At 67.2% G+C, this 22,851-nt stretch carries 24 protein-coding genes; 10 read left to right on the forward strand and 14 right to left on the reverse strand.

Going from position 1 to position 22,851, the window contains the following annotated elements:
- Position 1: 1 nt before the first annotated feature.
- Positions 2 to 406 (reverse strand): HIT family protein, encoded by a 405-nt coding sequence (locus AC5Y4Q_RS00965; RefSeq protein WP_185746592.1) that lies wholly within the window; start codon positions 404 to 406, stop codon positions 2 to 4.
- A 112-nt stretch (positions 407 to 518) separates the two neighbouring features.
- On the opposite strand from AC5Y4Q_RS00965, the gene AC5Y4Q_RS00970 reads away from it, so the two are divergent.
- Positions 519 to 1,049, forward strand: coding sequence for a YceI family protein (locus tag AC5Y4Q_RS00970; protein ID WP_125224796.1), 531 nt, complete (start codon positions 519 to 521; stop codon positions 1,047 to 1,049).
- A 72-nt stretch (positions 1,050 to 1,121) separates the two neighbouring features.
- Here the strand turns inward: AC5Y4Q_RS00970 and AC5Y4Q_RS00975 are convergent, their stop codons facing one another.
- From AC5Y4Q_RS00975 to AC5Y4Q_RS01020, 10 genes are all read right to left on the reverse strand, one after another.
- Positions 1,122 to 2,249: an NDMA-dependent alcohol dehydrogenase gene (locus AC5Y4Q_RS00975; protein WP_125224797.1), complete on the reverse strand. Its 1,128-nt coding sequence runs from the start codon at positions 2,247 to 2,249 to the stop codon at positions 1,122 to 1,124.
- A gap of 145 nt (positions 2,250 to 2,394) precedes the next feature.
- Positions 2,395 to 3,645, reverse strand: a complete 1,251-nt coding sequence (locus AC5Y4Q_RS00980; protein WP_419179716.1) for a cytochrome P450 — start codon at positions 3,643 to 3,645, stop codon at positions 2,395 to 2,397.
- 68 nt (positions 3,646 to 3,713) lie between these two features.
- A complete protein-coding gene (locus AC5Y4Q_RS00985) occupies positions 3,714 to 4,454 on the reverse strand; it encodes a glucose 1-dehydrogenase (RefSeq protein WP_125224798.1) in 741 nt (246 codons plus the stop codon).
- A gap of 8 nt (positions 4,455 to 4,462) precedes the next feature.
- Entirely contained in the window at positions 4,463 to 5,551 is a 1,089-nt protein-coding gene (locus AC5Y4Q_RS00990) for an NAD(P)H-dependent amine dehydrogenase family protein (protein WP_125224799.1), read from the reverse strand.
- Positions 5,552 to 5,577: 26 nt separating this feature from the next.
- Positions 5,578 to 6,129, reverse strand: a complete 552-nt coding sequence (locus AC5Y4Q_RS00995; protein WP_064924087.1) for a Cif family virulence factor — start codon at positions 6,127 to 6,129, stop codon at positions 5,578 to 5,580.
- Between the two features lie 3 nt (positions 6,130 to 6,132).
- Positions 6,133 to 6,339, reverse strand: coding sequence for a ferredoxin (locus AC5Y4Q_RS01000; protein WP_064924086.1), 207 nt, complete (start codon positions 6,337 to 6,339; stop codon positions 6,133 to 6,135).
- Between the two features lie 14 nt (positions 6,340 to 6,353).
- Positions 6,354 to 7,709 carry a lanosterol 14-alpha demethylase gene (cyp51, locus tag AC5Y4Q_RS01005; RefSeq protein WP_125224800.1) on the reverse strand — a complete coding sequence of 452 codons (1,356 nt, stop codon included), beginning with the start codon at positions 7,707 to 7,709 and terminating at the stop codon, positions 6,354 to 6,356.
- Positions 7,706 to 8,536 carry an SDR family oxidoreductase gene (locus AC5Y4Q_RS01010; RefSeq protein ID WP_064924084.1) on the reverse strand — a complete coding sequence of 277 codons (831 nt, stop codon included), beginning with the start codon at positions 8,534 to 8,536 and terminating at the stop codon, positions 7,706 to 7,708. The genes cyp51 and AC5Y4Q_RS01010 overlap by 4 nt, the downstream gene beginning before the upstream one ends.
- Positions 8,537 to 9,754 carry a cytochrome P450 gene (locus AC5Y4Q_RS01015; RefSeq protein WP_125224801.1) on the reverse strand — a complete coding sequence of 406 codons (1,218 nt, stop codon included), beginning with the start codon at positions 9,752 to 9,754 and terminating at the stop codon, positions 8,537 to 8,539.
- Positions 9,751 to 10,320, reverse strand: coding sequence for a TetR family transcriptional regulator (locus AC5Y4Q_RS01020; protein ID WP_419179718.1), 570 nt, complete (start codon positions 10,318 to 10,320; stop codon positions 9,751 to 9,753). The genes AC5Y4Q_RS01015 and AC5Y4Q_RS01020 overlap by 4 nt, the downstream gene beginning before the upstream one ends.
- 196 nt (positions 10,321 to 10,516) lie before the next feature.
- Between AC5Y4Q_RS01020 and AC5Y4Q_RS01025 the strand changes: the two genes are divergently transcribed.
- From AC5Y4Q_RS01025 to AC5Y4Q_RS01065, 9 genes are all read left to right on the forward strand, one after another.
- The gene (locus tag AC5Y4Q_RS01025) at positions 10,517 to 11,983 is read left to right on the forward strand and encodes an aldehyde dehydrogenase (protein ID WP_125224802.1); all 1,467 of its coding nucleotides are present in this window, start codon (positions 10,517 to 10,519) and stop codon (positions 11,981 to 11,983) included.
- Positions 11,984 to 12,007: 24 nt separating this feature from the next.
- Positions 12,008 to 12,760 (forward strand): SDR family oxidoreductase, encoded by a 753-nt coding sequence (locus AC5Y4Q_RS01030; RefSeq protein WP_109535776.1) that lies wholly within the window; start codon positions 12,008 to 12,010, stop codon positions 12,758 to 12,760.
- The gene (locus tag AC5Y4Q_RS01035; RefSeq protein WP_125224803.1) at positions 12,757 to 13,620 is read left to right on the forward strand and encodes an NAD(P)-dependent oxidoreductase; all 864 of its coding nucleotides are present in this window, start codon (positions 12,757 to 12,759) and stop codon (positions 13,618 to 13,620) included. Before AC5Y4Q_RS01030 ends, AC5Y4Q_RS01035 begins: the two co-directional genes overlap by 4 nt.
- Before the next feature lie 10 nt (positions 13,621 to 13,630).
- On the forward strand, positions 13,631 to 14,056 hold the full coding sequence (locus AC5Y4Q_RS01040) for a carboxymuconolactone decarboxylase family protein (RefSeq protein ID WP_064924078.1): 426 nt from the start codon (positions 13,631 to 13,633) through the stop codon (positions 14,054 to 14,056).
- A gap of 16 nt (positions 14,057 to 14,072) precedes the next feature.
- Positions 14,073 to 14,825 (forward strand): enoyl-CoA hydratase/isomerase family protein, encoded by a 753-nt coding sequence (locus AC5Y4Q_RS01045; RefSeq protein WP_064924077.1) that lies wholly within the window; start codon positions 14,073 to 14,075, stop codon positions 14,823 to 14,825.
- Positions 14,822 to 15,712 (forward strand): SDR family NAD(P)-dependent oxidoreductase, encoded by an 891-nt coding sequence (locus AC5Y4Q_RS01050; RefSeq protein ID WP_064924076.1) that lies wholly within the window; start codon positions 14,822 to 14,824, stop codon positions 15,710 to 15,712. Before AC5Y4Q_RS01045 ends, AC5Y4Q_RS01050 begins: the two co-directional genes overlap by 4 nt.
- 19 nt (positions 15,713 to 15,731) lie before the next feature.
- A complete protein-coding gene (locus AC5Y4Q_RS01055; protein ID WP_499957594.1) occupies positions 15,732 to 15,998 on the forward strand; it encodes a ribonuclease HepT family protein in 267 nt (88 codons plus the stop codon).
- 12 nt (positions 15,999 to 16,010) lie between these two features.
- Entirely contained in the window at positions 16,011 to 17,279 is a 1,269-nt protein-coding gene (gene purD / locus AC5Y4Q_RS01060; protein ID WP_064924074.1) for a phosphoribosylamine--glycine ligase, read from the forward strand.
- A gap of 213 nt (positions 17,280 to 17,492) precedes the next feature.
- Positions 17,493 to 17,927, forward strand: coding sequence for a hypothetical protein (locus AC5Y4Q_RS01065; protein ID WP_499957597.1), 435 nt, complete (start codon positions 17,493 to 17,495; stop codon positions 17,925 to 17,927).
- Positions 17,928 to 17,945: 18 nt separating this feature from the next.
- Here the strand turns inward: AC5Y4Q_RS01065 and AC5Y4Q_RS01070 are convergent, their stop codons facing one another.
- From AC5Y4Q_RS01070 to AC5Y4Q_RS01080, 3 genes are all read right to left on the reverse strand, one after another.
- Entirely contained in the window at positions 17,946 to 19,910 is a 1,965-nt protein-coding gene (locus tag AC5Y4Q_RS01070; protein WP_499957599.1) for a hypothetical protein, read from the reverse strand.
- 38 nt (positions 19,911 to 19,948) lie between these two features.
- Positions 19,949 to 21,742, reverse strand: coding sequence for a hypothetical protein (locus AC5Y4Q_RS01075; protein WP_125224806.1), 1,794 nt, complete (start codon positions 21,740 to 21,742; stop codon positions 19,949 to 19,951).
- 264 nt (positions 21,743 to 22,006) lie between these two features.
- On the reverse strand, positions 22,007 to 22,843 hold the full coding sequence (locus tag AC5Y4Q_RS01080; RefSeq protein ID WP_064924070.1) for an alpha/beta hydrolase-fold protein: 837 nt from the start codon (positions 22,841 to 22,843) through the stop codon (positions 22,007 to 22,009).
- Positions 22,844 to 22,851: the final 8 nt, after the last annotated feature.

The raw sequence follows: 22,851 nt of genomic DNA on the forward strand, positions 1-22,851 counted from the left end.
CTCAGGACAGTTCGGCGAGCGCAGCCTTGATCTTGGCTTGCGCCTCGTCCAGGGATTCCGGTGTGGGATTGCGGTCCACGCCGGCGAAGCCGAAGTCGGCCAGGCTCCGGGTCGGGAAGACGTGGACGTGCAGGTGGGGCACCTCCAGGCCGGCGATGATCAGGCCGGCACGCTCGGTGTCGAACGCCCGGCACACCGCCTTGCCGATGCGCTGCGCCACGGCCATCACCTGGGCGAAGACGGCGCCGTCGACGTCCTGCCACTGGTCGATCTCGGCGCGGGGCACCACCAGCGTGTGGCCTTGGGTCATCGGCTCGATGGTCAGGAAACCGACGACGTCGTCATCCTCGTAGACGAACCGGCCCGGCAGTTCCCGGTTGATGATCTTGGTGAAGACGGTGCTCATGAGCTTCAGCATATGCGTCGAGTCGCGGATTTAGCGGCCGCTGCTGCGTATTATCGACAACGAGCTGGTGCCCCCGGTCCGGGCTCGCCACGCCACCGGTAGAGGAGATGAGATGTCAGCTGTCACAACATTTCTCAGCAGCCCCGAGGCGGTCGGCACCTGGAACCTGGATGCCGGGGAGTCCAGTATCCGGTTCGAGAACGGCACGATGTGGGGTGCGCTGAAGGTGCGTGGCGCTTTCACCGATTTTTCGGGCAGCGGCGAGATCAAGGACGCCAAGACGGTATCCGGGCGTGTCGACATCAAGGCCGCCTCGATCAACACCGGCCTGGGCACCCGCGACCATGACCTGCGCCGGTCGAACTTCTTCGACACCGACCGCTTCCCCGACATCACCGTCGTGGTCACCAGCGGGGAGCCGGCCGGTGGTGACGCCGCCCGCCTGGACGCCGAACTGACCGTCAAGGGCATCACCGGACCGTTACCGCTCAAGGTCGACATCACCCCGCTCGGTAACGGGGCGGTGCGGCTGACCACCGAGACGACCGTGACCCGCAAGCAGTTCGCCGTGGAGGGCAACTTCTTGGGCATGGTCGGCAACCGAACCAGGCTGCGGGCCAGCCTGGTGTTCCGGAAGGCCTAACCCGGCGTTGACTCTGCGCTGAGGGCGGGCGCTTCTCGCGCTTCTCCGCCCTCAACGCAGAGTCAATCGGAATTACCGATCGTCGTCGGTGTAGCGGATGATGCCGCGAATGTTCTTGCCGTCCAGCATGTCCTGGTAGCCGTCGTTGATCTGCTCCAGCTTGTACTGGCGGGTCACCATGTCGTCGAGATTGAGCTTGCCGGCCTTGTACATCGACAACAGCTGCGGGATGTCGTACTGCGGATTGCCGCCGCCGAAGATGGTGCCCTGCAGGTTCTTTTGCAGCAGGGTCAGCATCGACAGGTTGAGCGTGACCTGGTTGTCGAGCATGCTGCCCATGGCGGTCAGCACGCAGGTGCCGCCCTTGGCGGTCAGGATCATGTAGTTGTCGATGTCGGCGCCGTGCACCTCGCCGACGGTGACGATCACCTTCTTGGCCATCAGCCCGGCGGTGACCTCCATCATCCCGCCCATCGCGGCCATGATGTCCGGATACACATGGGTGGCACCGAACTTCAGTGCCTGATCACGCTTCCAGTCCACCGGGTCGATGACGAAGACGTTGCGGGCGCCGGCATTGACCGCACCTTGCAGGGCCGACATGCCGACCCCCCCGACGCCGACGATCGCGACGTCCTCGCCGGGTCGGATATCAGCGGTGCGCACCGCCGAGCCGTAGCCGGTGGTGACGCCGCAGCCCACCAGGCAGGCCACCTCGAACGGGATCGACGGGTCGATCTTCACCACCGACGTCTTGTGCACCACCATCCACGGCGAGAAGGTGCCCAGCAGCGTCATCGGGTAGACACCCTGGCCGCGGGCGGTGATCCGGAAGGTGCCGTCGCTGACCGCCACGCCGTTGAGCAGCCCGGCGCCCAGGTCGCACAGGTTACGCATCCCGGCCTGACAGGTCGGACACCGGCCACAGGACGGGATGAAGGACAGCACGACGTGGTCGCCGGGCGCGATGTCCTCGACGCCGGGACCGACTTCGGTGACGATGCCGGCGCCTTCGTGGCCGCCCAGGACGGGGAAGCCGGCCATCGGGATGCCGCCGGTCATCAGGTGGTGGTCGGAGTGGCACATGCCGGCCGCCTCCAGCTGGATCTTGACCTCGTCTTTCTGGGGGTCGCCGATCTCGATCTCCTCGACCGACCACGGCTTGTTGAACTCCCAGAGCAACGCACCCTTTGTCTTCACCTAAGAACCTGCTTTCATCTTTCGATATCCGGCTAGAGAACGGCCCCGGGCCTGGCTCGGGACGTCGGGCAGCCCACTCGTGGCAGCCTATAGCCGACCACCACCTCGCGGGAAGGTTCTGTTCGAATCGCGCGCATCGCCGCGGTCAGCCGTGGTAGGAGACCTGCAGTTCTTTGACACCGTTGATCCAGCCGGAGCGGAGTCGTTGCGGCTCGGCCAGTTTGGCGATATCGGGCAGCTGGGTGGCGATCTCGTCGAACATCAACCGGATCTCCATGCGGGCCAGGTTGGCGCCGATGCAGTAGTGCGTGCCCTGCCCGCCGAACGCCAGATGCGGGTTGGGGTCGCGCCGGATGTCGAAGTCGAACGGCCGGTCGAAGACCTCTTCGTCGTAGTTGGCCGAGCTGTAGAACAGGCCGACCCGCTGTCCCCGCGCGATGGCCACGCCGCCGACCTCGGTGTCGACCTTCGCGGTGCGCTGGAAGCAGTGCACCGGGGTGGCCCACCGGACGATCTCGTCGACGGCGGTCTCCGGGCGTTCGCGCTTGTAGAGCTCCCACTGGTCCGGGTTCTCCGCGAACGCGTTGATGCCGTGGGTGATGGCGTTGCGGGTGGTCTCGTTGCCCGCCACCGCCAACAGGATCACGAAGAACGCGAACTCGGTCTCGCCGAGGGATTCGCCGTCGATGTCGGCCTGCACCAAGCGCGTGACGATGTCGTCAGCCGGACAGCGCCGCCGCTCCTCGGCCATGGTGTAGGCGTAGCCCATCAACTCGGCGTTGGCCATCGCCGGATCGGAGTCGAAATCCGGGTCGTCGGTGTTCATGATCGAGTTGGTCCATGCAAACAGCTTCTCCCGGTCGGCCTCGGGAACCCCGATCAAGTCGGCGATCGCCAACAGCGGCAGCTTCATCGCGATGTCGTCGACGAAGTTGCCGCTGTCCTTCTCGGCGGCGGCGGCAACGATGTCGCGGGCCGAACGCGCGAGCTTGTCCTCCAGCGCGCCGACCGATCGCGGGGTGAACAACCGTGACACCAGCTTGCGCAGCCGGGTGTGCTCGGGTGGGTCATGGTTGATCAGCAGCGCCTTGGTCAGCTCCAGCTGGTCGGCGGTGATGCCGTCGGGCAGCCGCATCACCGCGCCCTTGGCGTTGGTCGACCACACCTCATTGTCGCGCGAGATCTCTTTGATGTGTTGGTGTTTGCTGACGACCCAGTAGCCGCCGTCATCGAAGATGTTGCTGTGCGCGGGTTGTTCGTTCCACCAGACTGGCGCGGTCTTACGCAGTTGGGCGAACTCGGCGATCGGCATGCCGTGCAGCAGGACATCCGGGTCGGTGAAGTCGAAACCCGGGCCGAACGGACAGCCTGATTGCGTTGATGTCAAGACGAACACCTCTGATTGTCGCGGGGCGCCGAGCCGGCGCCGGGCATACACATCATGGCCATGTGTATGACCTAGTGTCAACCGGTCTTGTGCGGAACGTCGGTGACCAGACCGCCGTCCATGACGAACTCCGAGCCGGTGGCGTAGGAGGATTCGTCGCTGGCCAGAAACACCACGAAGGTGGAGACCTCCTCGGATTCGCCGGGTCGGCCGAGCGGGATCGTGACCATGTCTTCGGGCAGGTGCTCGGTCATCGGGGTGCGGATGAACCCGGGATGCAGTGAATTGACCCGAATGTTGTGACGCGCCAGTTCAAGTGCGGCGGATTTGGACAGCCCGCGCACCGCCCACTTCGACGCCACGTAGGGGTGCACCATCGGCGCCCCGCGCAGGCCCTCGATCGAGGACACGTTGATGATGGATCCGCCGCCCGCCGCGATCATCGAGTCGATCACCGCGCGCATGCCCAGAAAGGTGCCGTTGAGGTTGACGTCGATCACGTTGTGCCACTGGTCCAGATCGAACTTGCGCAGCGACCCCAACGCGACGGTCCCGGCATTATTGACCAATACGTTCAGCTTGCCGAACCCGCTGACCGCGGCCGCCACGGCGGCGGCCCACTGCTCGGGGTCGCGGACGTCGAGGTGTACGTAGGCCGCGGCGTCGCCGAGTTCGCCGGCCAGCGCGGCGCCCTCGTCATCGAGTACGTCGCCGATGACCACTTTGGCGCCTTCGGCGACCAGCATCCGGGCGTGGGACGCGCCCATCCCGCGCGCGCCGCCACTGATCAGAACGACTTTTCCGTCCACACGTCCCATAGTTGTGCTCAGCCTTTCGGTGATTCGGTGGTTAGCTGCACGCCACGGGCGGCCAGCGGTAGATCAAGTGTGGTGACGATGCCGGCCGGCGCCGCGACTACGGCGGGCACGGCGTTGACGACCCGGCCCACCCCGGCGGCGATCGCCGCGTAGTTGTGGTCGCCGTGGCGGCTGGTCGGGCGGATGTCGACCGCATACGACGGCTCGCCGGTGAGCTCCACCCGATAGCAGCCACCCGGTTGGGAAGGCTGCGCCCAGTCCGGCCGCAGGTCGCTGCGCAGCCGGGTGACGTGCTCCACCACGATCAGCGGGTGCCCGTCGACGATGCCGCGGATCTCGAATTTGAGTGCGGCGACGCCGCCCTTGGGGATATGCCCGGCGGCGATGTCGAATGCCTCCGGCGCCGGCTCCCGCTCGCACGAGTCGGTGATGGCATCCAGGGTGACGCCCAACCCGGTGGCGAGTTCGCGGATCGCGGCGCCCCACGCGATGCTCAAGATACCGGGCTGGAGCAGCATCGGGACGTCGTCGAGTGAACTCCCGAAGCCCATCACGTCGAACATGACCTCGGCGCCGTCGTAGGTCGCGTAGTCGGCGATCTCCAGGCAGCGGATCTGCTCCACGCGCTGGCACGTGCTGGCGAACGCCAAGGGCACCAGGTCATTGATGAAGCCGGGATCTACCCCGTTGACGTAGACACTCGAATCGCCTTGCCGGGCGGCGTCTTCGACGGGGCCGATGAACTTGTCCGGGATGACGCCCCAGGGATACTGCAGGACACCGGGAGCCGTCCCGATGACGTTGACCCCGGCGGCGAGCAGCCGGCAGACGTCCCGCAGCGCACCGGGCAGCCGGGTATCACCCATGGCGCAGTAGACCGCGGCGTCGGGTTTGGCGGCGATGATCGCATCGAAGTCGTCGGTGGCGGCGATTCCGGTGTGCACCTCGAGGCCGGCCAGGTCACCGGCGTCTCGGCCCACCTTGGCGGCCGTTGAGACCCACACCCCGGTGAGCTCGTAGGCGGGATTGCTGATCAGGCTCCGCAGGGCGATGCGCCCCGCATTACCGGTGCCGATCAGAGCGACGCGTATGGCCACGTGTTCTCCTGGGTGTCCGCGGTGGGCTACCAGAGCGGAACGGGCGACTGGCCCAGCGGGTAGTAGCCGGGAATCTTCTCGCCGGCCATACTGCGTTCGATGCGCTTCTGCATGCCCGCCGACAGCTTGCCCGCCTTGATCAGTTCCATGTAGAGCGCTGAGACGTGGCCGAAGTCGAAGAAGTCGCGCTGCCAGTTGAACTTGCCGTTGCCGGCGTAACGGAACCAGCTGCCGCCGATCCCGTAGATCTCGCGCACGTCGTCGGCTGCTTCACCTATTTTGGCGACCTGCTTCCAGAAGCCGACCACCTCGCCCTGCCGGTCGTCGATGATCACCTTCTGGTAGGGGTAGGTCCAGCCGTGCAGTCCGTCCATCTCCTGGCCCAGGGCGATGTCGCGGATCTCGTCGATGCCGACGCACATGACGTCTTCCTTGGGGCCGATGTTCCAGCCGTAGGTCGCGTCATCGGTGTAGAAGGCGGCCAGATTGCGCCAGTCGCCGGCCTTTTCGGCTTCGCGGTTGGCCTGCAACCAGCGTTCGACGACATCTTCGAGTTCTTCGCGGGGGAACGACGGCATCTCTCAATCCTTCTTCTCGTGAATGGACAACGCTCTGGTGGGGCAGGCCCGTACGGCCTCTTCGACCTGGCGGCGGTCGTCATCCGGCGGTTCGCCGTTGAGGATCTCGACCTTGCCGCGTTTGGGCACCCGGAAATAGTCGGGTGCCTCCAGCTCGCACATCGCGTGGCCCTGGCACAGATCCAAGTCGACTTTGACGTGAAATGTCATGGGCACCGGCCTCCTTATGCGCTACGGCGGCGGTAGCGCACCTTGGCCGGCCGGGCCAGCTGCACCACCATCTTGGAATGGTCGTTGCGGTAGGTCTCCGGTGGCTGCGACATCTCGAAGTCATACTCGCGCAGCAGAACCGAGAAGATCGCCTTGATCTGCATGGTGGCGAACGCCGCGCCCACACAACGGTGCCGGCCGGCCCCGAACGGAATCCAGGTCCAGCGGTGGATGACGTCTTCCTCACGCGGCTCGTTGTAGCGTTCCGGCACGAACTCGTTCGGCTCCGGGAACGATTCCGGGATCCGGTTGGAGACCGCCGGTGAGGCCGCCACCATGTCGCCGGAGTGGATCGGGTAGCCGCAGACCTCGAACTCGCCTTTGGCCATGCGCATCAGGATGATCAGCGGCGGGTGCAGTCGCAGAGTCTCCTTGAGCACGTTCTCCAGATTCGGAATCTGGCGCAGGGCATGGAAACTCACCTCACCGCCGTCGGCGTAGAGCTCGTCGAGCTCCTTTTGCACCGCGGCGAGGGCGTCGGGGTGGCGCAGCATCTCGATCAGTGTCCACGCCGAGGTTCCGGAGCTGGTGTGGTGCCCGGCGAACATGATCGAGATGATGATCCCGGTGATCTCATCGGCGGAGAACCGCGGGTTGCCGTCCTCGTCGGGGATCGAGACCATGACATCGATCATGTCGCGGCGCTTCTTGTCGGTCTCCGGATTGGCGATCCGGCCGTTCATGATGCCCTGCACCAGTTCGACCAGCTTGACGCGGGCCTCGTCACGGCGCCGGAAGCTCTCGATCGGCAGGTACGGGTCGACGTAGCACAGCGGGTCGGTACCGCGTTCGAGTTCGTAGTACAGCTCGGCGAACCGGTGGTCGAGTTCCTCGCGGAACTTTCGCCCGATCAGGCAGGCCGTCGAGGTGTAGATGGTCAGCTCGGCGAAGAACTCCAGTAAGTCGATCTCGCCTTCGTCGCCCCAGTCGGCGATCATCTGGCGCACTTCGTGCTCGATGGTGCTGGCGTGGCTCTTCATGTGGTCGCCGCGAAGGGCGGTGTTGTGCAGCATCTCCGCGCGCCGTTCCGGTGGCGCGTCGAATACCACGCCGTTGCCGAAGATCGGCGTCATGAACGGGTAGGCGGCGGCCTGGTCGAGTTCGTCGTCGGTGGATCGAAAGAAGAACTCGTTGGCTTCGGCGCCGGTGAGCAGCACCACTTTGCGGCCGGCCAGATCGAACCAGCCGACATCTCCGCATTCGTCGCGGACCCGCTGCATCAAGCCGATCGGGTCGGTGCGGAACTCTTCGAGGTGGCCGTGCTCGGCTTCACCACCGGAGACCCGCGGAACCTCAGTCGTGACGGTCATGATTTCGGCATTCCTTCCTCGCCCAATTGCAGGTGCTGGCGGTCGGAGGCGGTGTCGTGCAGCGGGGCCTCCGGCTGCACCTCCATGTCGACGATGTGTGCGCCGCGAGGAGTTTCGGCGACGAACGCGATGGCGCGAGCCAGGTCTTGTGGCCGAAGAAAGTAGCTGTGCCGAGCCTGACCCCACTTGGCCCAGTCCTCCAGCATCGGCCCCACCTGCTCGGCCGACAGCTTCCAGCCCATCTCGGTCAGAGTCGGACCGGGGTGCACGATTGAAGCCCGAACCCCGGTGCCCTCCAACTCCATCCGCATGTTGTTCACCATGGCAACCAGCGCGGATTTGGCAGCGCCGTAGGCGCCCATGTGTGGGCGCTGCTGCAGTGCGACATCGGAGCCGACGAAGATCACGTCGCCGCGGCGGCGGGCCACCATGTCGGGCACCACTGCGGTGGCGAGCCGGTTGGCGCCGATCAGGTGAACCTGGATCTGGTCGTTGAACGCCTCGGTGCTCATCTCGTGGATACGGCCCGGGAACATGTCGCCGGCGCCCGAGACCAGCAGCTCGATCTCACCGAGAGCCTCGATACTCTGCGCCACAAACGATTTGACGGAATCGGCGTCGGTGACATCCAGCGGGAACGCAACCGCTTCACCGCCGTCGTCGCGGATCTTGGCGACCAGATCGGCGAGTTTGTCGGTGCGTCGGGCACCGAGCGCCACCGGGAATCCGCGGCTCGCCAGCTCTTCCGCGGTGGCCGCACCGATACCGGAAGACGCGCCGGCGACGATGGCGGGCCGGCGGGCCGGAGGTGGATCGAAACGTGGCATTTACGCCTCCTTGATGGTGATCGGGAGGTCGGCGAAGCCCCGCACGTTGGAGGAATGCACCCGCACGGCGTTGGCCTCATCGACCTGGTAGTCACTGATCCGGTTGAGCAGTTCCTCGAGCGCCACCCGGGCCTCCATCCGGGCCAGGTGCGCTCCGAGGCAGAAGTGGGCGCCGCTGCCGAAACTGAGCAGCTTGGAGCCGATGTCGCGGCCGATCCGGAATTCGTCGGGGTCGTCGAAGACCCGTTCGTCGCGGTTTCCGGAGCCGGGCAACAGCAGTACCACCGAATCAGCGGGGATCGTGGTGCCGTGCAGGGTGTAATCCTGCGCGGCGGTGCGTGCCAGGATCTGGCTGGGCGTGTCATAGCGCAGCGTCTCCTCCACCCACAGCGGGATCCGGGAGCGGTCGGCGAACACCGAGGCCAGCTGGTCGCGGTTGCGGTGGCCCCAGTAGACCGAGCTGCCCAGCAGCTTGGTGGTGGTCTCGTTGCCGGCGATCACCATCAGGAACAGAAACGCCAGGATCTCCTGGTCGCCCAAGCGGTCCCCGTCGACCTCGGTCTCCAGCAGCGCCGAGGTCAGATTGTCGGCCGGGTTCTTCTTGAAGTCGGCGATCATCTCGGTGTAGTAGGTCATCAGATCCACCGACGCCTGAATCGCCGACGGCGGGACGTCGGTCACCCCGTCCTCGCGGTGCAGCACCCCGTCGGCGAGTTCCCGGATCCGCGCCCGGTCGGCCTCGGGAACCCCCATCAGCTCGGAGATGACGTCCATCGGCAGCTTGCCGGCGAAATCGTTGATGAAGTCGAACGAACAGGTGCCGTCGGAGCCGGGCTGGATCGCGGCGTCGAGATGCTGACGCGCCAGCCGCACCACCTGCGGTTCGAGCTCGCGGATCCGGCGCGGGGTGAAGCCCTTGGACACCAGGGTGCGAAGCCGCAGATGCTGCGGATCGTCCATCGCCAGAAACGACATCACCAGCTGGGCATGTGGGCCGCGGGAGACCGGGTCCAGTGAGACACCGTCGCGGTTGGACAGCGCCTCGCTGTTGCGGAACCCGTGCAGCACATCGGTGTGCCGCGAGATCGCCCAGAAGTTCAGCTCTTCGTTGTGATACACCGGGGCTTCGTCGCGTAGCCGCCGGTAGTACGGGAACGGGTCCTCATGGAAGTCGTAGTCGTAGGGGTTGAGGACCGGCGGCGCGGTCTGAAGACTCATCGCGATGCTCCTGCTTCGAGGATCAGGCTGACCACGTAGGCCAGCCGATCGGTGATCTGGTGGTAGGTGACGGCGCCGCTGCCGGCATTGACCAGGGCGCCGAAGAACGTCATCTCCAAAGCCGAGACGGTCCGCGGATCTGCGCCCGGGCCGATCGCCGAGGTGATGCGACGGTGGATCTCCGCGCCGATCCGGTCGCGCACCGTGCGGACCGCTGGGTCGCCGCTGCCGCTGAGCAGCGCCGCCGTGCAGGCCGCGGCGACCTCGGGCTCGTCGGCGACCACCAGCGCCAGGTGCCGCAGCGCCTGGTTGACCCGACTCGGCATCGGCTCGTTGACGTCGGTGAAGTAGGGCACCTGACGGACCAGATCCAGGTAGACCTCGGCGATCAGGTGGTTCTTCGACGAGAAGTAGGTGTAGGCGGTTGCCGGAGCGACCTTGGCCCGTGCGGCGACCGCGCGGACGGTCAAGTCCGCATATGACTTCTCCCGCAACATCTCGACGCCGGCGGTCAGCACTTTGCGGAAGGTCTCCTCCTGGCGACGATTGCGGGGCGCGCCGTTCATCGATGTGACGGCTGCCACCGATTCACTGGACACCTGTCCAACGTAACTGAAGGTGGTTTGGTTAGGCAAGTCCGCTGGGGGAGAACGGTTTCTCGCCTTCCGGGTTGCGGTCCCGGCAAGTCTGCGGTTAGGGTTCCACCCAGCGATAACGGACAAGTGTCCAATTTGGCCGGGGCACCAAGCGTGGGAGTGACTGATGGCGCTGATTGACGGCACGAGCCGACTGCTCATCGACGGAAAGCTGACCTCCGGCGGGGCCGGCGGCTTCGCCACGGTCAACCCGGCCACCGAGGAGGTGCTCGGCGAGGCGGCCAACGCGGACGCCGCCGACATGGACCGCGCCATCGACGCGGCACGGCGGGCTTTCGACGACACCGACTGGTCGACCAACACCGAGCTGCGGGTGCGCTGCATACGCCAGCTGCGTGACGTGCTGCGCGAGCACGTCGAAGAGCTCCGGGAGCTGACCATCGCCGAGGTCGGTGCCCCGCGGATGCTCACCGCCGGCGCGCAGCTCGAAGGCCCGATCGCTGACCTCGGGTTCGCCGCGGACACCGCCGAAAGCTACGAATGGACCCAGGATCTCGGCCATGCCACCCCGCTGGGCATTCCCACCCGGCGCTCGGTGGTGCGCGAGGCGGTCGGCGTCGTCGGCGCCATCACCCCGTGGAACTTCCCGCACCAGATCAACCTGGCCAAGCTCGGCCCGGCGCTGGCCGCCGGCAACACGATAGTGCTCAAGCCCGCACCGGATACCCCGTGGGTCGCCGCGGTGCTCGGAGAGTTGATCGCCGAGCACACCGACATCCCGCCCGGCGTGGTCAACATCGTCACCTCCACCGACCACACCCTGGGTGCGATGCTCGCAGGAGACCCTCGAGTGGACATGGTCTCGTTCACCGGGTCAACGGCCACCGGCCGCAGCGTGATGGCGGATGCGGCCGCGACCATCAAGAAGGTCTTCTTGGAGCTGGGCGGCAAATCCGCCTTCGTGGTGCTCGACGATGCCGATCTGGCCGGGGCCTGCTCGGTGGCCGGGTTCTCGGTCTGCCTGCACGCCGGGCAGGGCTGCGCGATCACCACCCGGCTGGTGGTGCCGCGGGCCCGCTACGACGAGGCGGTCGCCATCGCCGCCGGCACCATGGGCTCGATCAAGCCGGGTGATCCCACCAAGCCCGGAACGGTCTGCGGCCCGGTCATCTCGGCGCGCCAGCGTGACCGGGTGCAAAGCTACCTGGATCTGGCGCTGGCCGAGGGCGGTGAATTCGCCTGCGGTGGTGGGCGCCCGGCCGACCAGCCCGCCGGCTTCTTCATCGAACCCACCGTGATCGCCGGGCTGACCAACGACGCTCGGGTGGCCCGCGAAGAGATCTTCGGCCCGGTGCTCACCGTGATCGCCCACGACGGCGACGACGACGCGGTGCGCATCGCCAACGACTCGCCCTACGGGTTGTCGGCAACGGTCTACGGTGCAGACGCCGACCGGGCCGCCCGGGTAGCGGCCCGGCTTCGCGCCGGCACCGTCAACATCAACGGCGGGGTCTGGTACTCCGCGGACATGCCGTTCGGCGGATACAAGCAGTCCGGCAACGGCCGGGAGATGGGTGTGGCCGGGTTCGAGGAGTACCTGGAAATCAAAGCCATTGCGACAGCGGCGAACTGACGAGCAACAAGGGAGATGCAGCAGATGGGGCAATTCGACGACAAGGTGGCCATCGTCACCGGTTCCGGTGGCGGGATCGGCCAGGCATATGCCCAGGCGTTGGCCGCGCAGGGGGCCGCGGTGGTGGTCGCCGACATCAATACCGACGGTGCGCAGAGCGTGGCCAAGCAGATCGTCGCCGACGGCGGCAAGGCGATCGCGGTGCGCGTCGACGTCTCCGATCCCGAGTCGGCGCAGGCCATGGCGGATGCCGCGGTGGCCGAGTTCGGCGGGATCGACTATCTGGTCAACAACGCCGCGATCTTCGGCGGCATGAAGCTCGACGGTCTGCTGACCGTGCCGTGGGACTACTACGAGAAATTCATGCGGGTGAATCTGGACGGCGCGCTGATCTGTACCCGCGCGGTCTACGAGCACATGACCAAGCGCGGTGGCGGTGCCATCGTCAACCAGTCCTCCACCGCCGCATGGGTTTACTCGAACTTCTACGGGCTGGCCAAGGTGGGCATCAACGGCTTGACCCAGCAGCTCTCCCGCGAACTGGGCTGGCGCAACATCCGGATCAACGCGATCGCGCCCGGCCCGATCGACACCGAGGCCAACCGGACCACCACCCCGCAGGCCATCGTCAAGCAGATGGTGCAGCAGCTGCCGCTGGCCCGGATGGGCACGCCCGAAGATCTGGTTCCGATGTGCCTGTTCCTGCTGTCGGATTCGGCATCGTGGATCACCGGGCAGATCTTCAATGTCGACGGCGGACAGATCATCCGGTCATGAACACAACTGATGCGCAACCCCGCCTCGGCTACATCGGGCTGGGGAACATGGGCGCACCGATGGCCAAGCGTCTTCTCGATTGGCCCGGCGGCGTAACGGTATTCGACCTGAGGGCCGAGGCGATGACGCCGCTCGCCGAGGCCGGGGCCGGCGCCGCCCACAGCGTCGCCGACGTCGGGGCGAGCGCCGACATCATCAGCGTCACGGTGCTCGACGACGCCCAGGTCCGCGAGGTGGTCGCCGAACTGGCGGCTCATGCCAAACCCGGCACCGTCATCGCGATCCACTCCACGATCGCCGACACCACGGCCGCCGAGCTGGCCGAGCAGCTCAAGCCGCAGGGTCTCCACGTCATCGACGCACCGGTCAGCGGTGGCGCCGGAGCCGCCGACCAGGGCCAGTTGGCCACCATGGTCGGGGCCGAGCGCAGCGTCTACGAACAGGTCAAGCCGGCGTTCAAGTGCTGGGCGTCGCTAGTCATCCACGCCGGTGAGCCCGGTGCCGGTACCCGAATGAAGCTGGCGCGCAACATGTTGACCTTCACCGGCTACGCAGCGGCCGGAGAGGCCATGAAACTGGCCGAAGCAGCCGGGCTGGATCTGCAGGCGCTGGGCCGCGTGGTGCGGCACACCGATGCGCTCACCGGCGGGCCGGGGGCGATCATGCTGCTCGACTCGACGGCGCCCCTGGCCGAAGACCACTTCCTGCGCGACGCGTTCACCCACACCCGCGGGCTCGGGGAGAAAGACCTCAGCCTGGCACTGGGGCTGGGGCGGGCCACCGGCGTGGACCTTCCGCTTGCCCAGGTGGCGCTGGCCGAACTCGCCGCCGGCCTGGGCGTGCCGCATACCAACGACTAGGAGAGATCTGATGGACGAACTGCGCCGCACCGGCCTGGCCAAGATGAACGAGGTCTACGCCTGGGAGATGCCGGACATGCCCGGCGACTACTTCGCGCTCACCGCCGACCACCTGTTCGGCCGGATCTGGACCCGACCCGGACTCTCCATGCGCGACAAGCGATTGATGACCTTGTCGGTGGTCACCGCCCTCGGACTCAAAGACCTGGCCGAGATCCAGGTCAATGCCGCGCTGCACAACTCCGAACTGACCGAGGACGAGCTGCGCGAGCTGCCGATCTTTTTGACCCACTACGTCGGCTTCCCGCTCGGTTCGGTGCTCAACGGCGTGGTCGAACAGGTGATCGCCAAGCGCCGCAAGGCCGCCGCCGCGGGCAAGCCCGAAGACAAGAAGGCCAACGTCGACGCCGCGCTCGGCAAACACGGCACCGCGTGAGAGGCACCAGAGCAGCATGACACTGGAGATCACCACCGCCGGGCGAGTGCGGACCTTGACGCTGGCCCGGCCCGATGCGCTCAACGCCTTCAACGAGGCGCTCTACGACGCCACCACCGAGGCGCTGCTGCAAGCAGCCGCGGATCCCGAGGTGGCGGTCGTGGTGCTCACCGGCACCGGGCGGGCCTTCAGCGCCGGCACCGACCTCAAGGAGATGCAGGCGCGCGTCACCGCAACGGATTTCACCCCGGGCCGACACGGCTTCCTGGGGCTGATCGACGCGCTCGCCGCGTTCCCCAAACCGTTGATCTGTGCGGTCAACGGACTCGGCATCGGGATCGGCGCCACGATTCTCGGATACGCCGACTTGGCATTCATGTCCGCGACCGCGCGGCTGATGTGCCCGTTCACCAGCCTCGGTGTCGCGCCCGAGGCGGCGTCGTCGTATCTGCTGCCGCAATTGGTGGGTCGCCAGAACGCCGCATGGCTGCTGATGTCCTCGGAGTGGATCACCGCCCAGCAGGCCCTCGAGATGGGACTGGTCTGGAAGGTCTGCGAGCCCGAAGACCTGATGCCGCAGGCGCTGCGGCACGCCGAGATCCTCGCGGCGCGCCCGCTGGCCAGCCTGATGGCGGTCAAACAGGCCATCACCGCACCGACGCTTCCCGACGTGGCGGCCGCCCGCGAGCGGGAGAACGCCTTCTTCGCCGAGCTCATGGGCGCCGGCGCCAACGCCGAAGCGCTGGCGGCCTTCACCTCGACGCCGTGACCGACGAAACCTTGCTCGCCGCACGGGGAGCCGTCGTGGTCGGGGGCAGCCGAGGCATCGGCCGGGCTGTCGCCGAAGCTCTGGCGGCGTGCGGCGCCGGAGTGGTGGTCAACGGGCGGGACCCGGCTGCGGTGGACAGCGCCGTCGAGGCGATCACCGGCTCGGGCGGACGAGCCATCGGCGTGGCCGGCGCCGCCGGCGACGAGGCGACCGCCGCGGCGCTCATGGCGGCCTGCCGCGACGAGTACGGCAGCGTCGACGTTCTCATCAATTGCGCCGGGGTCGCCGAACCCCCCGGCTCCTCGATCCTGTCGATATCCGGCGCGGAATTCTCCGAACTGCTCGACGCTCACCTCGGCACGGTCTTCCACACCTGCCGGGCCGCCGCCCCGATCATGGCTGAGCAGCGACGCGGGTCGATCGTCAACAGCGGTTCGGCTGCCTTCCTGGGCGACTACGGCGGCACCGGATACCCGGCCGGCAAAGGGGCGATCAACGCGTTGACGCTGGCGATCGCGGCCGAGCTCGCCGAGTACGGCGTACGAGCCAACGTCATCTGCCCCGGTGCGAAGACCCGACTGTCGACCGGCGCCGACTACGAACAACACATCCGCGACCTGCACGCCCGGGGCCTGCTGGACGAGTTCACCATGGCCGCGTCGCTGGACCCGGCGCCGGCCGGCTATGTGGCCCCGCTGTATGCCTACCTGGCCAGTGACCTGGCAGCCGGCGTGACCGGATCGGTGTTCCTGGCCTCCGGGGGCTTCGTCGGCCGATTCGACCGTCCCGTTCCCGCGGTGCTGGGCTACCGCGATCACCACGGCTCTTCGCCGTGGTCCATCACCGACCTGCACGCCATGGTGGCGGGTAAGCGGAAAGACCAGTAGCCGACACATATCAAACGATATGACGGACGACACGGCCGAGGTGCGAGACATAGGCCCTGCGGCGGGACTGACCCAGGACGAGTTAGCGCTGCGCTCCGGCGTCGCGCAACCCAACATCGCAGCGTACACCCGCAATATCGGCCACCGGTACGAGCAAATCGACTACGAGATCATCTGGAACGCGCTGGTGCACCGGCTACCTGCCGAAGCCGACCAGGTCCGCCGCATCCTCGACGGTGATGCGCCTGAACTAGGCTCCGTGGTCAGCGGCGAAGATGACGAGTGAGGAGCGGAGCCTGTGCGCGTTCTGGTGATCGGTTCCGGTGCGCGCGAGCACGCCTTGCTGCGGGCCCTTCGCAATGATCCGAAGGTCGACCACCTGGTGATCGCCCCCGGCAACGCCGGCACCGCGGCGGTGGCCGAGCAGCGTGACGTCGACATCACCTCCGGTCCGGCGGTCACCGCCCTGGCCCGCGAGGTCGAGGCCGACCTGGTGGTGATCGGGCCGGAAGTGCCGCTGGTGCTGGGCGTCGCCGACGCGGTACGTGCCGCCGGCATCGCCTGTTTCGGGCCGTCGAAAGACGCCGCCCGCATCGAAGGCTCCAAGGCGTTCGCCAAGGACGTGATGGCCGCAGCGGGCGTGCGCACTGCCCGCTCGGAGATCGTCGACAACCCCGCCGACCTGGATGCCGCGCTGAGCCGGTTCGGCCCGGACGCCGGCGAGGCGGCCTGGGTGGTCAAGGACGACGGGCTGGCCGCCGGCAAGGGCGTGGTGGTGACTCCCGATCGGGCTGCGGCACGCGCCCACGCTGCCGGGCTGCTCGATGCCGGGCACCCGGTGCTGCTGGAATCATTTCTCGATGGGCCCGAACTCTCGCTGTTCTGCGTTGTCGACGGCGAGACCGTGGTGCCGTTGTTGCCGGCACAGGACTTCAAACGCGTCGGCGACGGCGACAGCGGCCCCAACACCGGCGGTATGGGGGCCTATGCCCCGCTGCCGTGGCTGTCCCGGGAGGCCGCGGCGGGCATCGTCGCCGACATCGTCAAGCCGGTCGCGGCCGAACTGGTGCGCCGGGGCAGCCGGTTCGCCGGGCTGCTGTACGCCGGTCTGGCGATGACGTCGACCGGGCCGGCGGTGGTGGAATTCAACTGTCGCTTCGGCGACCCGGAGACCCAGGCAGTGCTGGCCCTGTTGGAGTCGCCGCTGGGGCAGTTGCTGTACGCCGCGGCCACCGGCGGACTCGGTGAATTCGGTGCGCTGCGCTGGCGAGACGGCGCGGCGGTCACCGTCGTGCTGGCCGCCGAGAACTATCCGGGCCGGCCTCGGGTCGGCGACGTGATCGTGGGCGCCGACGGCGACGACGTGTTGCACGCCGGGACCACCCACCGCGACGACGGGGCGGTGGTGTCCTCCGGCGGCCGGGTGCTGTCGGTGGTGGGCACCGGCGACGACCTGGCCGCGGCTCGCGCGGCCGCCTACCGGACGCTCGGCTCGATTCGCTTGCCAGGAAGCCACTTCCGCACCGATATCGGATTGGCCGCCGCCGAAGGCAAGATTCGGATCTAACCGGCCACACCGACCCCGGCCGTGACGGCCACGCCGACGGTAGGATTGCTCAGTATGTCTGACGAAAGCCAGCCGGACTCCGTGGAGTCGGCCCCCCAAGAAACCTCGACCGACCACGCGGAAGTTGCGAAAAGCCCGGCGGGCAAAGCGAAAAGACCATCGGACAAGGCGCCGGTGAGATCGGGCTGGCGGCCATTGGCGACGGCGGCGGCGGTGGCGCTGGTCACCGGGGCCCTCGGCGGTGCGGCGGTGGCCACCTGGTGGCATCCGGGAACCGGAACGTCGGCCAAGTCCGGCCAGCATGCCCACGAGGCGACAAAGGACGTGTGCGCCGCAGCAGTCCTCGCGCGTCAGGCGGTGGCCAACAATATGCACCTGAAGAACCCGGACCCCCAGAACCCGGTTGCCCAACTCGCGGTGGCCGCCAACGCGCGGTTGTCGCTGACTGCGGGTGCCGCATACCTGCGGGGCCGGCTGGAAGCCAACCCGGCCGCTCCGCACGAGGTCGTGAACGCTGCCCGCGCGATGGCCAGCGAACTTGAGCACCTGAACCTCAGTTACCTTGTCGGGCAACCTAATTCGGATCGGGAGCAGCTGGGGCGCGATCTCGACGCGCGGATCGCGGAACTGGGCAAGCTCTGCCAGTAACCGCCCCGGGCGTCCCGGTCAGAACCAGGTGCCCGGGTCGAAGAGGTCGAAGCTGGCCGCGGCGGCGCCGGCGACGTCGATGCCCGACACCGCATCGCCCGCGTCAAGCGGTGCGACGGCATCGAACATGCTGAACATGCTCGACAGGTCGATGTTGCCGAACGGTGTGATCAACGTGTCGGTGATGCTCGCTGCGCCCGTGCCGTCGGCGTTCGGGATGGCCTCGTAGACGTTGGTGAAGCCCCAGAGGTCGGTAACGCTGTAGACCGTGCCCAGCGTCGGCAGGTCGGCAAGCTGCGCGTCGCTCAGACCGGAGGCGGCGTCGACCGAGGTGACGGTGAACTGAGTGGTCTCGATCCCGAGAATGTTCGACATGTTCTCGCCGAAACTGACCGTGCCCAGGGCGGCACCGCTGTCGTCGTACACCGAGATGCCGTCCTGGGTAGGCAGGAATGCCCCCAGTGCGTTGACGCCGGCAATCTGCAGCAGCGGTGCGATACCGAACAGCGGATAGCTGGCATCGGTGCTGAACCCGTCGGCGCCCGGGTCGAAGGTGGTGCCGCCGATGGTGAACGCGTTGTCGCTCAGGGCGGCGCTGTCAGACGTCGCGGCGAGTGCCCCCAGCGGCGCAGCCGGATCCAGCGGTGCGGTCGCGTCAAAGGTCGTCGGAATATTGAGGTTGCCGAACGGGGTGACCAAGGTGTCGGTGATGGTGGCCGGCGCGCCGTCGGTTCCCGGGGCGGCTTCGTAGACGTTGGCGAAGCCACCGCCGAGGTCGGTGACGCTGTAGACCGTCCCGACGGTGGGCAGGTCGGCAAGGCTGATGTTGTTGAGCACGCTGGCGATTTCATCGTTGGTGATGCCGCTGCCGGCGAGGTTGAGGTCGCTGGGCAGAAGAGAGACGAGAACGTCATTGCTGGTGATCTCGCCGGTGCCGTAGTGCAGGACCGCGCTGTTGGCGGCCAGGGCATTCGCCAGGTCTTCTGCGGTGAAATCGGCACCGCTGAAGTCGAGGTTGGCGGCCAGGGCGCTTTCGAGTGCGGAGCTGGCCGGGGCGATGGCGCCGACGGTGAACTGTGTGCTGTCGATCCCCAGCACGTCGGAGTACCAGAGAAAGCTGTGGATGGTGCCGGCGTCGGCGCCGTTGGAGTACACCGCGAATTCCTGATCCGCTTGGGTACCTTCCAGGCCGCCACCGGAGATATTGATGGCGCTGGCTTGCAAACTCAGCAGCGGCGCAAAGCTGGACAAGGACAGCGGTGTCGGGAGGTCGATGCCGTCGCCGCCCGGGTCGAAGGTGGTGCCGCCGATGGTGAACGCGTTGTCGCTGAGCCCGCTGACGCCCGACGTGTTGCCGAGGGCCTCCAGGGGGGCGCCCGGGTCCAGCGGTGCGATGGCGTCATAGGGGGTCGGTAGGTCGAAGTTGCCGAACGGAGTCACGAACGTGTTGGTGATGCTGGACGCGGCCGTGCCGTCGGCGTTGGGCACGGCCACGTAGACGTTCGCGAATCCGCCGCCGAAGTTGGTGATGCTGTACACCGTGCCGTCGGTGGGCAGCTCGGCGGCTTGAGCGGCGGTCAGGCCGTCGGCCGCAGTGCTGCTGGTGACGGTGAACTGCGCGGTGACGATGCCCAGGAGATTCTGAACGTTGGTCGAGGTCAGCAAGGTGCCGAGCGTTTCACCGCTGCTGTCCTCGATGGTGAACTGCTGCGACCCGAGGCTGAAGAGACCCAGCAGGCTGTCGCTGCCGAGCGAGAGCAGCGGGGCGTTGGCGAACATCGGGGTGAGGGCTTCATACCCGTCGGTCTGCGTGCCGGTCAGCGCGTCGATCGCCACCGGGTCGGTGAAGCTGATATCGCCGATGGTGAAGCCGGCGTTGGATCCGCTGTCAGCGACCGCGACCGCCGCGTGCAGAAACGCTGCGGTCAGCAGCCCGCCACCGGCTGTGGCGGCAACGGCGGCCGCTTGGACACGTCGATTCATCGACACATACCTTTCAATCTGTTAGCGGGGACCGAACGTCAGAACCAGCTGCTCGGGTCGAAGAGGTCGAAACTGCCTGCGGCCGTTGACATTGCCTCGTCGAGACCGGTGAAGGCGTCGCCCGGGTCGAGCGGGTTGGCTGCGTTGAACATGTCGAACAGCGAACTCAGGTCGACGTTGCCGAACGGGGTGACCAGGGTGTCCGTGATGGTGCCGTCTTCGCCGGGGGTGGCGATGTAGATGTTCTGCCAACCGCCGCCGAAGTTGAGGACGTCGTAGACCGTTCCCTTCGCCGGCAGCAACGCGTCCTCCACACCGCCTGCGGCCGTGATGCTTTGGACGGTGAACTCGGTGTTGGCAAACCCCACCAGATTCGAGACGTTCACGCTGGCCCTGATGGTTCCGAGGTCGGCGTCGTCGGTCCCGCCGTAGATGGTGAAGTCTTGCGGCGCAAAGTTGATCGGCGTGGAGTCACCGAGACCGACGGTGGCGCCGCCGAGGCTCAGCAGCGGCGCGGCGCCGAGCAGCGCCGGGATGACGTGGAAGCCCTCGGTCATGGTGTCACCCGACCCGGTGAACGGGTCGAAGACGTAGCCTCCCAGGCTGAAGGCGTCGTCGCCCAGGCTGCTGTCGGCCACATGCAGGCCGGTGAAGGCGTCGCCCGGGTCGAGCGGGTTGGCGGCGTTGAAGCCGCCGAACAGCGAACTCAGGTCGATGTTGCCGAACGGGGTCACCAGGGTGTCGTGAACGGTGCCGTGCGTGACGGTGCCGTCTTCGGCGACGACGTCCGGGGTGGCGGTGTAGACGTTGGCCCAGCCGTTGCCGAGGTTGAACGCGTCGTAGACCGATCCCAGCACCGGCAGCTTTTCGGCGTCCACCCCGTCGGCCGCGGTGACACCCTGGACGATGAACTGCGTGTTGGTCATGCCCAACAGGTTCGTCACGTCCACCGCCGTCTTGACGCTGCCGAGCTCGGTGGCCTCCGATCCGGTGCCGCTGTAGACCTCGAAGTCTTGGGGAGCGAAGGCTTGCGGCTGGGCCTCGGGGAACGACGTACTGAGGGTCAATTGGCCGCCGCCGAGGTTCAACAGCGGCGGGATGCTGGCGAGGGAGTCCACCGGGGTGAAACCGTCGGTCACGGTGCCGTCGGTCCCGGTGCTGAACGGGTTGAAGGTGAAGCCGCCGATAGTGAAGGCGTCGTCGCCGATGCTGCTGTCGCCGGCCTGCAGCGCGGCGAAGGCGTCGCCGGGCTGCAGCGGGTTGGCGGCGTTCATGCCGGCGAACAGCGCGCTCAGATCGGTGTTGCCGAACGGGGTCACCAGCGTGTCGGTGACGGTGCCGTGCTCGCCGGGGGTCGCGACGTAGACGTTGTAGAAGCCGCCGCCCAGGTTGAGCACGTCGTAGACCGTTCCCTCCACCGGTAGCTGCGAGGCGTCGACGCCGTCGGCGGCGGTGCTGCTCAGCACGGTGAACGCGGTGTTGTGCAGGCCAAGCAGGGTCGAGACGGTCTCGTTGGTGTCGACGGTGCCGAGCGACGTGGTTCCGTTGTAGAGATCGAAGCTCTGCGGGGCGAGGTTCAGGATGCCGAGAGCCTTGCCGCCACCGAGCCCCAGCAGCGGCGGAGCCAGGTTGAGTGGTCCCACCAGGTCGAAGCCCTCGGTCTGGGTGCCGGTGCTGTCGGTGGTGAAGGGGTCGAAGGTGGTGCCGTCGATGGTGAAGGCGTCCGCACCGGGCGCGGCGGTAGCGACTGCGGCTTGCAGGAATGCTGCAGTCAGGAGTCCGCCACCCGCGGTGGCGGCAACAGCGACCGCCTGCATCCGTCGATTCGTCATCACAGTCTTCCAATCTGTTCGTGCCGGGCCCAGAAACAGGTGAGTTACTTATGAGTACGCTTGCGAATTTACGCCGAGTGTTCTTCGTCACACAAGGGATTTGCCACCAGTAAACCGGCCAAATGACTCCAAAAGACCGGAAAATGCGGCGGAATTGCGGACTGATTGGCGAATTCACGGGACGGTTCGACTGGATTACGGAACCCCGACAGGCGTTCTTGACTCCGTAACCTGAGAAATGCCCAATTCAGGTGGACTCGGGGCTCAGGCCGCCAGGAGTGGGGCGATCCAGGTCAACTCGGCCGGAAGTTGGGCACTCCAGAACGACCCATCGTGGCCGCCGGGGGAGAACCCGCCTGCCGGAGGATGGGGCAGCTGATCGATGAAGGCCTGGGTCGCCGACGAGAACGGATCAGAGGTTCCACAGTCCACCCGGATCGGGATCGACGCGTGAGCCGGCATCCCGAAGACCGAGTTAGCTGCGAAGTCCGTCGCGCCGTCGAACGCCCCGGGTGCGGTGGCGCCGGGCGACAGCCACAGTGCCGGGCTTACTGCGCAGATCGCCGCCGTCCGGCGTGCACCGAGGCGGCCCCCGAGCAGCAGTGCGCCATATCCGCCCATCGACCAGCCGATGAACGCTACCCGGGACGTGTCCAGGCCCTGGTCGGCCAGCAGCGGCAGCAACTCGTCGGTCACCATCGCGCCGGAGTCCTCCCCGGTGGCGCGCCGGTGCCAGTAGCTGCCGCCGCCGTCGACGGCCACCACCGCGAACGGCGGCAGCCCGGCCGCGACCGCCTCGGCCAGTCCCTGCTCCACGCCGCCGGCCATCACCGTCGCGGCGTCGCTGCCTTTGCCGTGCAACGCGATCAGCGGACGCAGTGGCTCGGTCTGTCCCGGTGGACGGGCGATCGCCCAGTTGGTGGTGATGCCGCCGCGCGCCGCAGACGGGAATGAGCCGGTTGTCATCGTTGGAAGCGCCGGGGTGGCCCGCGCGGGCCGAGCGCTGAGCAGCTCGCCCGCTCCCCAGGAAGAGAAAGCCCCCACCGCCGCCCCGAGGCGCAGCGCCGCCCGTCGGCTCAACTCCGGCATGGCGGTCATCATGCCAGCGG

It is taken from the genome of Mycobacterium sp. NGS16, from assembly GCF_059813225.1.